General features: G+C 75.2%; 12 protein-coding genes. 7 read left to right on the top strand and 5 right to left on the bottom strand.

Features of this window, described 5'->3' with window-relative positions; translation table 11 throughout:
* Positions 1 to 6: 6 nt before the first annotated feature.
* Both ACFWEJ_RS05785 and ACFWEJ_RS05780 read right to left on the bottom strand, forming a co-directional pair.
* Positions 7 to 831 (bottom strand): hypothetical protein, encoded by an 825-nt coding sequence (locus tag ACFWEJ_RS05785; protein WP_377228248.1) that lies wholly within the window; start codon positions 829 to 831, stop codon positions 7 to 9.
* Complete coding sequence (locus ACFWEJ_RS05780) at positions 828 to 1,115, bottom strand: hypothetical protein (RefSeq protein WP_377228247.1); 288 nt, start codon at positions 1,113 to 1,115, stop codon at positions 828 to 830. Before ACFWEJ_RS05780 ends, ACFWEJ_RS05785 begins: the two co-directional genes overlap by 4 nt.
* A gap of 177 nt (positions 1,116 to 1,292) precedes the next feature.
* On the opposite strand from ACFWEJ_RS05780, the gene ACFWEJ_RS05775 reads away from it, so the two are divergent.
* The 4 genes from ACFWEJ_RS05775 to ACFWEJ_RS05760 all read left to right on the top strand — a co-directional run bounded on the left by ACFWEJ_RS05775 (position 1,293) and on the right by ACFWEJ_RS05760 (position 3,855).
* Entirely contained in the window at positions 1,293 to 1,757 is a 465-nt protein-coding gene (locus tag ACFWEJ_RS05775) for a MerR family transcriptional regulator (protein WP_377228246.1), read from the top strand.
* A 41-nt stretch (positions 1,758 to 1,798) separates the two neighbouring features.
* On the top strand, positions 1,799 to 2,782 hold the full coding sequence (locus ACFWEJ_RS05770; protein ID WP_377228245.1) for an NAD-dependent epimerase/dehydratase family protein: 984 nt from the start codon (positions 1,799 to 1,801) through the stop codon (positions 2,780 to 2,782).
* 89 nt (positions 2,783 to 2,871) lie between these two features.
* Positions 2,872 to 3,294 carry a hypothetical protein gene (locus ACFWEJ_RS05765; RefSeq protein WP_377228244.1) on the top strand — a complete coding sequence of 141 codons (423 nt, stop codon included), beginning with the start codon at positions 2,872 to 2,874 and terminating at the stop codon, positions 3,292 to 3,294.
* Between the two features lie 15 nt (positions 3,295 to 3,309).
* Positions 3,310 to 3,855 carry a ferritin gene (locus ACFWEJ_RS05760; RefSeq protein WP_377228243.1) on the top strand — a complete coding sequence of 182 codons (546 nt, stop codon included), beginning with the start codon at positions 3,310 to 3,312 and terminating at the stop codon, positions 3,853 to 3,855.
* Positions 3,856 to 3,883: 28 nt separating this feature from the next.
* Here the strand turns inward: ACFWEJ_RS05760 and ACFWEJ_RS05755 are convergent, their stop codons facing one another.
* Positions 3,884 to 4,285, bottom strand: coding sequence for a hypothetical protein (locus ACFWEJ_RS05755; RefSeq protein WP_377228242.1), 402 nt, complete (start codon positions 4,283 to 4,285; stop codon positions 3,884 to 3,886).
* Positions 4,286 to 4,421: 136 nt separating this feature from the next.
* The gene (locus ACFWEJ_RS05750; protein WP_377228241.1) at positions 4,422 to 5,765 is read right to left on the bottom strand and encodes an FAD-binding oxidoreductase; all 1,344 of its coding nucleotides are present in this window, start codon (positions 5,763 to 5,765) and stop codon (positions 4,422 to 4,424) included.
* Between the two features lie 149 nt (positions 5,766 to 5,914).
* Here ACFWEJ_RS05750 and ACFWEJ_RS05745 point away from each other — a divergent pair, with 149 nt between their 5' ends.
* Positions 5,915 to 6,436, top strand: coding sequence for a PH domain-containing protein (locus tag ACFWEJ_RS05745; RefSeq protein WP_377228240.1), 522 nt, complete (start codon positions 5,915 to 5,917; stop codon positions 6,434 to 6,436).
* Positions 6,437 to 6,471: 35 nt separating this feature from the next.
* Positions 6,472 to 8,076, top strand: a complete 1,605-nt coding sequence (locus ACFWEJ_RS05740; protein ID WP_377228239.1) for a PH domain-containing protein — start codon at positions 6,472 to 6,474, stop codon at positions 8,074 to 8,076.
* Here the strand turns inward: ACFWEJ_RS05740 and ACFWEJ_RS05735 are convergent.
* Positions 8,042 to 9,001 carry a diacylglycerol/lipid kinase family protein gene (locus ACFWEJ_RS05735; RefSeq protein ID WP_377228238.1) on the bottom strand — a complete coding sequence of 320 codons (960 nt, stop codon included), beginning with the start codon at positions 8,999 to 9,001 and terminating at the stop codon, positions 8,042 to 8,044. The two genes, ACFWEJ_RS05740 and ACFWEJ_RS05735, sit on opposite strands and share 35 nt — an antisense overlap.
* A 56-nt stretch (positions 9,002 to 9,057) precedes the next feature.
* Between ACFWEJ_RS05735 and ACFWEJ_RS05730 the strand changes: the two genes are divergently transcribed.
* A partial coding sequence (locus ACFWEJ_RS05730; protein WP_377228237.1) for a BTAD domain-containing putative transcriptional regulator occupies positions 9,058 to 12,205 on the top strand: 3,148 nt, incomplete at its 3' end.

Raw genomic sequence — 12,205 nt, 5'->3', positions numbered from 1 at the left:
AGGCGGTTATCCGATGAGGCGAAGGTCCGTGATCGCCCCACGCGCGACGAGCGTCACGTACAGGTCGGTGAGGATCAGCGAGGCGAGCGTGATCCAGGCGAAGAACATGTGCCGCGTGTTGAGCGCGGAGATCCGGGTCCAGAACCAGTAGCGGACCGGGTGCTTCGAGAAGTGCGTGAGGCGGCCGCCCATCACGTGCCGGCACGAGTGGCAGGACGCCGTGTAGCACCACAGCAGCGCGACGTTGGCCAGCAGCACCAGGTTGCCGACACCCACGACGAACCCGTCGTCGGGATGCCGGAACGCGACGAGCGCGTCGTAGGTGTTGACCAGCGAGACCAGCACCGCGACGTAGAAGAAGTAGCGGTGCACGTTCTGCATGACCAGGGGGAAGCGGGTCTCGCCGGTCTGCCGCGCGTGCGGCTCGGGCACCGCGCACGCCGCCGGGGCCAACCAGAACGAGCGGTAGTACGCCTTGCGGTAGTAGTAGCAGGTCAGCCGGAAGCCCAGCAGGAACGGCAGGCTGAGGGCCGCGTACGGGATCAGCGGGTTGTCGGGCAGGAACATGCCGAAGTGCGACGAGCCCGGTGCGGACGCGCAGCCGAGCGACACGCACGGCGAGTAGAACGGCGTCAGGTAGCGCTCGTCCGCGAAGAAGTACGCCTGCTCGAACGCCCGCGCGGTGGCGTAAACGACGAAGACCAGCAGGCCGGCCGCCGTCGCCGCGGGCGCGAGCCACCACCGGTCCGTGCGCAGCGTGCGGGCGCCGACCGCGGCACGCCCCGGGGTGTCGACGCCGTGCGCGCCGACACCCCGCGCCGTCGTCGTCACGACCGGTCGCCGTGGTAGCCGCCGAGCCCCTCGTCGTCGGCATCGCTGAACATCGAAGCGTCCAGCGGGGTGTCGGGCACGACGACGTGCTCGGGAACCAGGTCCGGGACGCCCCGCGCGGGGTGCGCCGCGGCGAGCTCGCCCGCGTCGATCTCCAGCCGCTCCAGGTCGTTCACCAGCCGCCGCACCTCGGGCGCGTCACCGAAGGCGCCGCGCACGTCGGCGACGCTCCGACGCAGCTGCTCGATCGAACGGCGCAGCGTCGCGAACTCGGTGGTCGTCATGGGACACCTCCTTGGCGACGCGCCTCACCCCGTCGTGAGGTGCGTCACACCAGACTCTGCCGTGTCTGTCCCGGTGAGGCAAGGGCGAACCCGCCGTGGGACCCGAGCGTGACAGGAACGAGACGTGACCGGCGCCACGGTTGACCTCAAGCGCTCGAAGTAGCGGAACCTGGGGGCATGGAACTTGGGGGCACAGGGACGACGCCGGTACGGACGCGGGCGCTCACCATCCAGGAGGCCGCCCGGCGCACCGGGCTCACCGCGTCGACGCTGCGGTACTACGAGCAGATCGGGCTCGTCGGGCCGGTGGACCGCGACCCGGACAGCGGGCACCGCCGGTTCGGGCCGGCCGTGGTCGAGACGCTGGAGGCGCTGTCCTGCCTGCGCGGCGCCGGGGTGCCGATCGAGGAGATGCGGCGCTACCTGGCACTGCTCGCCCCGGGCGACGCCGCGGCCGCCGCCGAGGAGGCCGCACTGTTCGCCGCGCACGCCGACCGCGTCGAGGCCGAGCTGGCCCGGCTCGCGGTGCGCCTGGAGTACCTGCGCGCCAAGTCCGACCTGTGGCAGGCCCGCGTGGACGGCGACACCGACGCCGAGCGGCGGGCGGCCGACCGGACGGTCGCCGCGATGACGAAGTTCTGATCCCCCTGACCTGAACCCCACCCTCACCAAGGAGCTGCACCATGCCTGGATCCGCCCTGCCCGAAAACAACTCCGCACCCGTTCTCGTGACCGGCGGCAACGGCTACGTCGGCGGCCGCCTGGTCGCCGAGCTGCTGGACCGCGGGTACCGCGTCCGGGCGACCGTCCGCGACGCGGCCCGGGCCGGAGCCGTCACCGACCTGGTCCGCGCCGCCGGCGTCGACCCCGCGGACCGTCTGGAGACGGTCGTGATCTCCCTGGACGACGACGCGGGCTGGGCCGCCGCGATGGCCGACATCTCGGTGGTCCACCACGTCGCCTCGCCGTTCCGCTCGGTGCCGGAGGACCGGGCCGAGGAGGTCATCGCGCCCGCGGTGGACGGCACCCTGCGGGTGCTGCACCACGCCCGGGACGCCGGGACGGCGCACGTCGTGCTGACGTCGTCGTTCGCCGCCGTCGGCTACAGCCCGAAGGCCGGGCGCCGGTACGACGAGACGGACTGGACCGACCCCGAGGGCCCGAACGACCCCTACATCCGCTCGAAGGTGCTGGCCGAGCGCGCCGCGTGGGACTTCGTGGCCGAGCAGGACGGCGGGCCCGGCCTGACCGTCCTCAACCCGACAGGCATCTTCGGCCCGGTGCTCGACGGGCGGCTGTCCACGTCCGTCGGGGCCGTCCAGGGCCTGCTGACCGGCGCCGTGGCGGTGCTCCCGCGGATGCGGTTCGGGGTGGTCGACGTGCGCGACGTCGCCGAGGCGCACGTCCGCGCGATGACGACGCCGGCCGCCGTCGGCGAGCGCATCCTCCTCACGAGCGGCGACGTCGTGACCTGGGGCTGGGTGATCGACCTGCTGCGCCGGGAGCTCGGCGTGGACATCTCCGCCGTCGAGCAGGACGCCGCCAGGGGCGCGGACCTGCCGCTGGAGATCAGCAACGACAAGGCCCGGCGGGTCCTGGGGATGTCGTTCCGCCCCGCCGGCACGACGCTGCTCGACACGGCCCGCAGCCTGCTAGCCCGGGGTTGACGCAGGTCACACCCGCCGGTCGGCTCCCCACCGTTGCCCCACCCAGGTCGGTTGGTGTTAGGTAAGCCTTACCTGACCTGGAGGACGACGTGGCGTACGACGACTTTTCCCTGCACCTGCTCATGGCGGGCGACGCGCACGACGCGCCGCGGCTGCGGGAGCTGATCGACCTGCTCCCGGTCTACGCCTACGGCCAGGTCTACGTGGAGGTCGGCGTCACGGGCGGCCAGCGGCAGGACGACCCGGCGGACTGGCCGCTGCCGCCCGGGATGAGCCTCACCGTGCTGCGCCGCTCGCCCGGCTCGCCCCGGCCGCGCCGCGGTCAGCTGCTGGCCGCGGCGGTCTCGGCCTGGGCGACCGAGTGGCTGCCCGACGACGCCTGCGCCTGCTGCGCCGGGCCGTTCGCCCTCTGGGTCGGCTGCGCGGCGAGCCCCGACGTCGAGGGGATGTGCCACGCCCTGACCCAGCGGCTCGACCTCGTCCCGGCGCACCTGCACCGGCCCGGCCTCTGACCTACGGTTGGCCCCATGACGACGACCGATCCGAACTCCGAGTACCTGCGCCTCCTGGGCGAGCAGGTGGGCCACGAGTTCGCCGCGCACCTGCAGTACGTGGCGATCGCGGTGTGGTTCGACAGCCACGACCTGCCGCAGCTCGCCGCGCACTTCTACCGGCAGGCGCTCGAGGAGCGCAACCACGGCATGATGATCGTGCAGTACCACCTCGACCGGTCCCTGCCCGTGCAGATCCCGGGCACGGCCGAGGTGCGCAACGACTTCGCGAACGTGCTGGAGCCCCTGCAGCTCGCGCTCGACCAGGAGCAGCAGGTGACCAACCAGATCGAGGCGATCTTCCGCGCGGCCCGCGCGGAGGGCGACGCGCTCGGCGAGCAGTTCCTGCTGTGGTTCCTGGAGGAGCAGGTCGAGGAGGTCGCCGCCGCGACGACCCTCGTGACCGTCGCGAAGCGTGCCGGCGACAACCTCTTCGACCTGGAGAACTACGTAGCCCGCGAGACCATCGGCGACGCCGGCGAGTCGGCGGCCGCACCCCGCGTGGCGGGCGGGTCGCTCTGACCCAGGTGTACCTCAGCGGGGCCGGCTCCTAGGTGTACTCCAGGTGGGCCCGCTCAGCGGACACGTCCGGTCCGCCCTCGTCGAGCTCGTCGAGCAGGTCCTCGAGGGCGACCAGACCGTCGAGCCGGAACTCGTAGGGGAGCGCCCGCAGAGCGCCCCTCGTCCGCTCCACGACGGGCAGGCGCCCGCCGGCCCGCCCCTCGCCGACCATCCCCTGGGGGATCGCCTCCTCGACCAGGTGCGCCGTGTCGACCCGGTCGGGGTCGAGGCTCTGGTACGCGACGTCCAGCAGCCCGTCGAGCAGCTTCCGCACCCGCGCCCGCTCCTCGGGCTCCGCCGCGGTCAGGGCCGCGAGCAGCCCGGACTCGAACGCCCACCCGGGGTCCGGCAGGGCAACGGTGTGCGCCACGCCTTCGACGTCGAACCACATGATGCCCCTCGATCCCGGCCGGTGGGTACGGACCTGGGGTTCAGGTCCGCTCTGACGGAAGCAACCTAGAGAACACCCGGCCGCCCGCACAAGGCGATCGCGGGTGAACCTTTCTCCCGTCGCCGTCCCGCCCCGGTCACGCCGGCGCCGGCGGGATGTTCTGGTTCAGGTGGAACACGTTCTCCGGGTCGTAGGTGCGCTTGACCTCCGCGAGCCGCGCCAGCTTCGCGGGCGGGTAGGCCCGGCGGACGCCGGCCGCACCGTCGTCGGCCAGGACGTTGACGTAGACGCCGCTCGCGTACGGCTCCAGCAGGGCCGCGCTCGCGCGGGCGGCGGCGATCAGCCGCTCGTCCTCGGCCGGGTCGGTCCAGCCGGTGGCCACGACGTACTCGAACCGCGCGTCGCGCTGGCTGAACGCGGTCTCGTCGTCCGGCACCTCCGCGATGGCTCCGCCGTAGGCCTGGAGGCCGGCCCGCACCTCGGGGTCGTGGGCGAGCAGCGCCTCCAGCGCGGCGTCGGGCAGCTCGCGGAAGTAGTGGCCCTTCCAGTAGCGGCGCACGGCGTGCCCGCGGACGCTGTCCTCCCGGGTCTGCAGGTCCAGGTAGGACAGTTCCTCGACGCGGCGGTCCGACGGCGTGCCCAGCGCGTCGAGCTCCCGCGCGTGCTGCCGGCCCTCGTCGGGGTCGCCCACCCAGACGAAGCCGAGCGTCGCGACGCCGTCGTGCACTGCCGCGGTGTAGGTGGCCTGCCGCGGGGCGTACACACTGAGGTCGCGCCACCGGAAGGCGGCCGACGCCGCGGACGACGCCGCGTCCCCCGGTCCGGGCGTGCCGATCGGGAAGTCGAGCTCGACGCTGAGCGCCCGCGTGCCCGTCGGGTGCAGGCGGAACTCGAACTCGGTCACCACGCCGAAGTTGCCGCCCCCGCCGCGGAGCGCCCAGAACAGCTCGGGCCGCTCGTCGGCCGACGCGCGGACCACCTCGCCGGCCGCCGTCACCACCTCGTAGGCCACGACGTTGTCGCAGGCCAGGCCGTACTGGCGCGCCAGCCACCCCATGCCACCGCCCAGCGTGAGCCCGCCGACGCCGGTGTGCGAGACGTTGCCCGCCGTCGTCGCCAGGCCGTGGGGCTGGGTCGCCGCGTCGAGCGCGCCGAGCAGGGCGCCGCCCTGCACCCACGCCCGCCGGCGCTCCGGGTCCACGCGGACCTCGCCCAGGGGCGTGAGGTCGATCATCAGCCCGCCGTCCGGCACCCCGTGCCCGACGACGCTGTGCCCGCCGCACCGGACGCCCACCTCCAGGCCCTCGCGCCGGGCCAGCGCCAGGGCGGCGATCACGTCGTCCGTCGTGCGGCAGCGCACCACCAGGGCCGGCCGGTGGTCGACCATCGCGTTCCATACCATGCGGGCCTCGTCGAACCCGGCGTCGCCCGGACGCCGCAGGTCGAGCCCCGTCGCCGCTGGGTCTTCGGTGATGTCCATGCTGTTGCTCCTTCGGTTCGGGCGGCCCCCGCGAGGACGGCGCCCCGGGGGGACCGTGCTGCAGGAGAGACCGTCCGACGCCGTGGGACTCATCGCGTGCGACCAGGAAATTTGTTGCCGCCGCTCCCCCGCCTTGGGACCATGACCGGGTGACATCGCCGCTGACCGACGAGAGTCCGAGCCAACCCCTACGGCTGCGTCCCCCACGGCATGCCGTCGACCCGCGCGCGGTGGGCTGGTGGGCCCTCCAGTGGGTCCTGCTGACGGCGGTGCCCGTCGTCGTCCTGGTGGTGCTGGGCGTGCTGATCCCGCCCGCCCGCTTCTGGCTGTTCCTGCCCGCCGGCGTCCTGGTCGTCCTCGGCGCGGCCGCCGCGCTCGCCCTGCCGCGGCTGTGGTTCCGGCACCACCGCTGGGAGGTCACCGACGAGGCCGTCTACACCCGCACCGGCTGGTTCTTCCAGGCGTGGCGGGTCGCCCCGCTCTCCCGGATCCAGACCGTCGACACCGCCCGCGGGCCCCTGGAGCAGCGCTTCGGCCTCGCCACGCTCACGGTGACGACGGCGTCCGCCCGGGGCGCCGTCAAGATCGAGGGGCTCGACGCGGAGACCGCCGCCGACCTCGCCGCCGCTCTGACCGTCGCCACGCAGGCCACGCCCGAGGACGCGACCTGAGCGCCGCCGACGGCGTCCCGGCGCCCGAGAACCCCGTGCCCGACGACCACACCTGGGAGCGGCTCGACCGCCGGGCCTACCTGGCCGGCGCCGCGTATACCCTCGGCCCCGCCGGGGGCGCGGCGCTCATCACGGGGTACTGGCTGGCCGTCGGCAACGGGCTGGGGTTCGCCCTCGCCTGGGTGCTGCCCCCGCTGGTGCTCGCCGTGGTCGCGGGCGGCGTGGCCGGCGAGTGGATGCGGCGCGTCACCCGGTTCCGCGTGGACCCGGAGCGGTTCCACGTGCACACCGGCGTCGTCGTGCGCAAGCGCCTGGCCCTGCGGCGGGAGCGGATCCGTTCGGTGGACCTGACCGCCGACCCGGTGCTGCGCGTGCTCGGCACCGCCACCGTCCGGGTGGGCACGGGCGAGCAGGCCGGGGCCGAGGGGACCGTCACCCTCTGGCCGCTGCGCCGCCGGGACGCGGAGGCGCTGCGCGCGACCCTGCTCGCACACGCCGCGCCGGGTGCGGGCGGAGCCAAGGGAGCGGCCGAGGGCCCCGACGACGGCGCCCTCGCCCGGTTCGACCGCCGCTGGATCCGGTTCGCCCCGCTGTCCGTCCTCACCCCGGCGCTGGGCGCCGCGGCGGCCGGCGGCCTCATCCAGGTGTCCGAGTGGTTCGGCCTGCAGGAGGAGCTGTTCGAGACGATCGGGTCGTGGTTCGGCCTCGCCCCGGCCGTGCTCGTCGGCGTGCTGATGGGCGTAGGTCTCTTCGTGGTCGGCGGCGTGGCCACCGTCGCGCTGTGGGTCGAGTCCTGGTGGAACCACACGCTCGACCGCCAGGCCGACGGCACCCTGCACGTGCGGCGCGGCCTGCTCACCACGCGGTCGATCACGCTGGAGGAGTCCCGGCTGCGCGGCGTCGAGCTCGTGGAGCCCCTCACCGCCCGGCTCGCGGGCGGAGCCCGGGTGGACGCCGTCGCGACGGGCCTCGCGACGGGCGAGGAGGACAAGACCGACAGCAAGACCCTGCTGCCGGTCGCCCCCAAGGAGCTCGCCGACCGGGTCGCCGCGGACGTGCTGCGCGAGCCGGCCTCGGCCACGGCGGCGCCGCTCACCGGGCACCCGGTCGCCGCGCGCGGCCGGCGGCTGCGCTGGGCGCTGGCCACCGTGCTCGGCACCGAGGCAGTGCTCGTGGTGCTCGGCCTGCTGCTCACGCCCGTGCTGCTGCACATCGCCTGGACCAGCGCGATCGTGCTCGTGCCGCTGGCGATCGCGCTGGCGCTGGACGCCTACCGCTCGCTCGGCCACGCCCTCACCGAGCGCTACCTCGTCGCGCGCAGCGGCACCGTGCGCCGCGCCACGGTGGCGCTCCAGCGACGCGCCGTCGTGGGCTGGACCGTGCGGCAGTCGGTGTTCCAGCGCCGCGCCGGCCTGGTCACGGTGCTCGCCACGACCGCGGCGGGCACGGGCGCGTACGCGGTGCGCGACGCCGCCGAGCCGGACGGCCTGGCGCTCGCCGACGCCGCGGTGCCGGGCCTGCTGCGGCCGTTCCTGGTGGGCCCGACCGACGAAGTGGGCCCGGCGGACGGAGTGGGCCCGGCGCCCGACCTGGCGACCGGCCCCGTCAGCGGACCCGGACCGCGCCCGGCTGGACGCTGACGGCGGCGCGGGTCGACTCCCCCAGGTCCTCGCCGTCGATCTCGAACACGCGCGGCTCGCTGAGCTCGATCTGCAGGCTCTCCAGCCGGCGGTGCGTCGCGCTCTCGCTGCTCTCGGCCGAGGCCCCGCCGGCCAGGGCACGCTTGATGCCGTTGTCCCAGACCATGTTCCGAAGCGTGTCGACCCAGCCGGCAGCGCCGTCGGCGCTCAGGACCAGCAGGTCCAGCTCGCCGTCGCCGGGGTCGGCGTCGGGCAGGAGCGTGATGCCGGCCTGGAGCATGCCGCAGTTGCCCACCAGCAGCGTGTGGGCGCTGTCGCGCTCCAGCACCTGGCCGTCGGCGGTGATCGTGACGTCGAGGGTGCCGCTGGCGGACAGCGCCCGCCCCAGCGACTCGACGTAGGCGAGCCAGCCCACCTTGTCCTTGAGGTCGTCGTCGGTCTCGGTGATCATGTGCGCGTCGAGCCCGAACCCGGCCATGACCGCGAAGGCGTGGCGGCGCGTGCCGCCGTCGAGGTCGATCTCCAGCCAGCCCACGTCGATCGTGCGCGGGCGGCCGCCGAGCACCCGGCGGAAGGCCGCGGCCGCCCCGGTCAGCGGCACCCCGAGGTTGCGGGCGAGCAGGTTGCCGGTGCCGAGCGGGACGATGCCCAGCTCGACGTCGGCGCCCGACCGCGCGAGGTGCTCCGCGACGGCCCGGACGGTCCCGTCCCCGCCCGCGGCGACGACCACCTCGGCCCCCGCCTCGATCGCCCGCTCGGCCGCGCCCTGGCCGGGGTCGTCCTCGGTGGTCTCGAACCACAGCACGCTCTCGCGCCACCGCGGGTCGTCCAGGCGCTCGGCGGCCACGGCCTTGTCCAGCGCGGTGTCGAGGGCGTGCCTGGTCGTCTTGGCAGGGTTCCAGATGATGCCGAGGCGTGCGGTCATGGCGTCATGCTCGCACGCCCACCCCGGGAGACCGATCCCTGTGCCAATATCTGCCGGTGCAGATCAGGCTGATCGGTCCCTTCGAGGTCATCCTGGACGACGGCGCCGCCGCCGACGTCCCCGGGACGCGGCTGCGCGCGCTGCTGGCCGCCCTCGCGCTCGACCCCGGCCGCGCGGTGCCCAAGGCGACGCTGGTGGACTGGATCTGGGGCGAGGCCCCGCCGTCCGACGCGACGAACGCGCTCCAGCGGCTGGTCTCCCGGCTGCGCAAGGTGCTGCCGGACGGCTCGCTGGAAGGGCAGGTCAGCGGCTACCGGCTGCAGGTGGCCCCCGACGACGTCGACGCCGTGCGGTTCGAGCGCCTCGTCGCCCGGGCGCACGACGCAGACGTCGCGGGCCGGGTCGGGCTGCTGCGCGACGCCCTCGCGCTGTGGCGCGGCCCGGCCCTGCAGGACGTCGGCGGGCCGGACGGCGGGATCGGCGGCGGAGTCGGCGGGTTCGGTGGCGGGGGCCTCGCCGCCGCCGTCACCCGGCTCGACCGGCTCCGCCTGACGGCGCTGGAGGACCGGTTCGACGCGGAGCTCGACCTCGGCCACGGCGCCGACGTCGTCGCGGAGCTGACCGACCTCGTGGCCGAGCACCCCGTGCGCGAGCGGCTGGTCGCCGCCCTGATGCGGGCGCTGGCCGCTGCCGGGCGCGACGCCGAGGCGCTGGAGGCCTACCAGCGCACGCGCGAGGCCCTCGCCGACGCGCTCGGCGTGGACCCCTCGCCGGAGCTGTCGGCGCTGCACGTCGCCCTGCTGCGCGGCGAGCTGGCGCCGCGCGAGGCGACCCGGCGGACCAACGTGCGGGCCGCGCTGACCAGCTTCGTGGGCCGCGACTCCGACCTCGCCGTGGTGCGCGGCCTCGTCGCTGACCACCGGCTCACCACGCTGGTCGGGCCGGGCGGCGCGGGCAAGACCCGGCTTGCCACCGAGACCGCGGGCCTGCTGGCCGCCGACCTCCCTGACGGGGCGTGGCTGGTCGAGCTGGCCCCGCTCGGGCCCGACGACGACGTGGCGCAGGCCGCGCTGACCGCGCTCGAGCTCCGCGACGCCCTGCTCGGCGAGGGGTCCGCGCTGGACGCGACCGACCGGGTCGTCGCCGCCGTCCGCGACCGCGAGGCCCTCCTGGTCCTGGACAACTGCGAGCACGTGATCGACTCCGTGGCGCGGTTCGCCGAGCGGGTGCTCGGCGAGTGCCGGCGGCTGCGGATCCTGGCCACGAGCCGCGAGGCGATCGGCATCCCGGGCGAGGCGCTCTGGCAGGTGCTGCCCCTGGCCCTGCCGGGCGCCGACGCGGACGGCGCCGAGATCGGCTCCGCCCCCGCCGTCCGCCTGCTGCGCGACCGGGCGGGCGCCGTGCGCGCCGACCTCGCCGCGTCCGCCACCGCAGGCTCGACCGCCGACGCCGGCACGCTGGCCACCATGGCGCGCGTCTGCCGGGCGCTGGACGGGATGCCCCTGGCCATCGAGCTGGCAGCCGCCCGGCTGCGCACGATGTCCATCGACCAGCTCGCCGCCCGGCTCGACGACCGGTTCCGCCTGCTGACCGGCGGCAGCCGCACCGCCCTGCCCCGCCACCGCACGCTGCGCGCCATGGTCGACTGGAGCTGGGAGCTGCTGAGCGACGCGGAGCGCACCGTCCTGCGCCGGCTGTCGGTGTTCCGCGGCGGGGCGAGCCTGGACGCCGCCGAACGCGTCTGCGCGGACCCGGCGACGGATGTCCTGCCGGACGACGTGCTCGACCTGCTCACAGCGCTGACCGAGAAGTCGCTGCTCGTCGCGGACGGCACCGCCCACGCCCCGCGCTACCGCATGCTCGGCACCATCAAGGAGTACGCGGCCGGGCGCCTGGCGGAGGCCGGGGAGGACGAGCTCGCCCGCCGGGCCCACCTGGAGTGGTGCACCGAGCTCGCCGAGACGGCCGAGCCGCACCTGCGCCGCGCCGAGCAGCTCACCTGGCTCGCCACGCTGACCGTCGAGCACGACAACCTCACGGCCGCGATGCGCGGCGCCCTCGCCGCGGGCGAGGCCCCCGAGGCGATGCGGCTCGCGGCCGGCGCCGGCTGGTACTGGTGGCTCAGCGGGCACAAGGCCGAGGGCATGGAGCTCATCGTCGCCGCCACCGAGCTGCCGGGCGAGCTGGCCGACGACGTCCAGGCCTGGGTGTACGCCCTGCTCTCCATGTTCCTGAGCACCGGGATGGGCGACGAGCACACGGCCGCGGACTGGATCCACAAGTCCTACCGGCTCAGCCGGACCAGCGAGCGCCCGCACGCCGCGCTGCCGCTGATCGTCCCGCTCGAACGGCTGCTGGTGGCCCCCGAGGAGGGGCTGTCCGCCTGGGAGTCCGTGCTGGACGACGCGGACCCGTGGGTCCACGCGCTGGCCCGGCTGCAGCTCGGCAAGCTCAAGCTCATCCTGGGCCTGGACGAGCGGGAGGCGGAGGTGGACCTCGCCCTGGCGCTGGCGGAGTTCCGGACGCTCGGCGAGCGGTTCGGCATCTCGTTCGCCCTGTCCGAGCTCGCGGACCAGGTCGCGTCGCGCGGCGAGCTCGCCGCGGCGTGCGCGCTCCACGCGGAGGCGATCGTGGTCGTCACCGAGATCGGTGCCGTCGACGACGCCATCCTGATCCGGACCCGGCAGGCCCAGCTGCACTGGCTGCTGGGCGACGCGGAGGCGAGCGCCGCCGCCATGGCCGAGGCCGAGCGGCACGCGCGCCGGGTCACGTGGCCGGGCACGCTGGGCTCGCTCGCGCTGGCCCGCGCGGAGCTCGCCCGCTGGCGCGGGGACGCCGACGCGGCGCGCGAGCACCTGGCGACCGCCCAGGTCCTGTGGGGCGACGACGCGGACGGGGCGCACGTGCGCGCCGTCCTGCACGACCAGCAGGGCTACCTCTCCCCCGACCTCGACGAGGCGCGCACCCACCACGCCGCCGCGTGCCGGGCCGCCGCGGAGAGCGGGCACGCGCCGATGGTCGCGATCGCCCTGGTCGGCGTGGCGGACCTGGCGCTCCGGCGCGGGGAGCACGAGCAGGCCGCGCGCCTGCTCGGGGCGAGCGCCGCGGTGCACGAGCGGCGCGACTACCGCGCCGCGCCCGACATCGAGCGGGTCGAGGGGCTGGAGATCGGCGCCGACGACTACCTCCCCAAGCCCTTCGCCT

The organism is Promicromonospora sp. NPDC060204 (genome assembly GCF_042728455.1).
Lineage (GTDB): Bacteria > Actinomycetota > Actinomycetes > Actinomycetales > Cellulomonadaceae > Promicromonospora.
This window is presented reverse-complemented; position numbering and strand designations above follow the sequence as displayed.

Excerpts from the sequence above, each read along its gene's own strand:
- ACFWEJ_RS05780 (WP_377228247.1), bottom strand. The coding sequence starts at position 1,115 with ATGACGACCACCGAGTTCGCGACGCTGCGCCGTTCGATCGAGCAGCTG.
- ACFWEJ_RS05775 (WP_377228246.1), top strand. The coding sequence starts at position 1,293 with ATGGAACTTGGGGGCACAGGGACGACGCCGGTACGGACGCGGGCGCTC.
- ACFWEJ_RS05770 (WP_377228245.1), top strand. The coding sequence starts at position 1,799 with ATGCCTGGATCCGCCCTGCCCGAAAACAACTCCGCACCCGTTCTCGTG.
- ACFWEJ_RS05760 (WP_377228243.1), top strand. The coding sequence starts at position 3,310 with ATGACGACGACCGATCCGAACTCCGAGTACCTGCGCCTCCTGGGCGAG.
- ACFWEJ_RS05755 (WP_377228242.1), bottom strand. The coding sequence starts at position 4,285 with ATGTGGTTCGACGTCGAAGGCGTGGCGCACACCGTTGCCCTGCCGGAC.
- ACFWEJ_RS05750 (WP_377228241.1), bottom strand. The coding sequence starts at position 5,765 with ATGGACATCACCGAAGACCCAGCGGCGACGGGGCTCGACCTGCGGCGT.
- ACFWEJ_RS05735 (WP_377228238.1), bottom strand. The coding sequence starts at position 9,001 with ATGACCGCACGCCTCGGCATCATCTGGAACCCTGCCAAGACGACCAGG.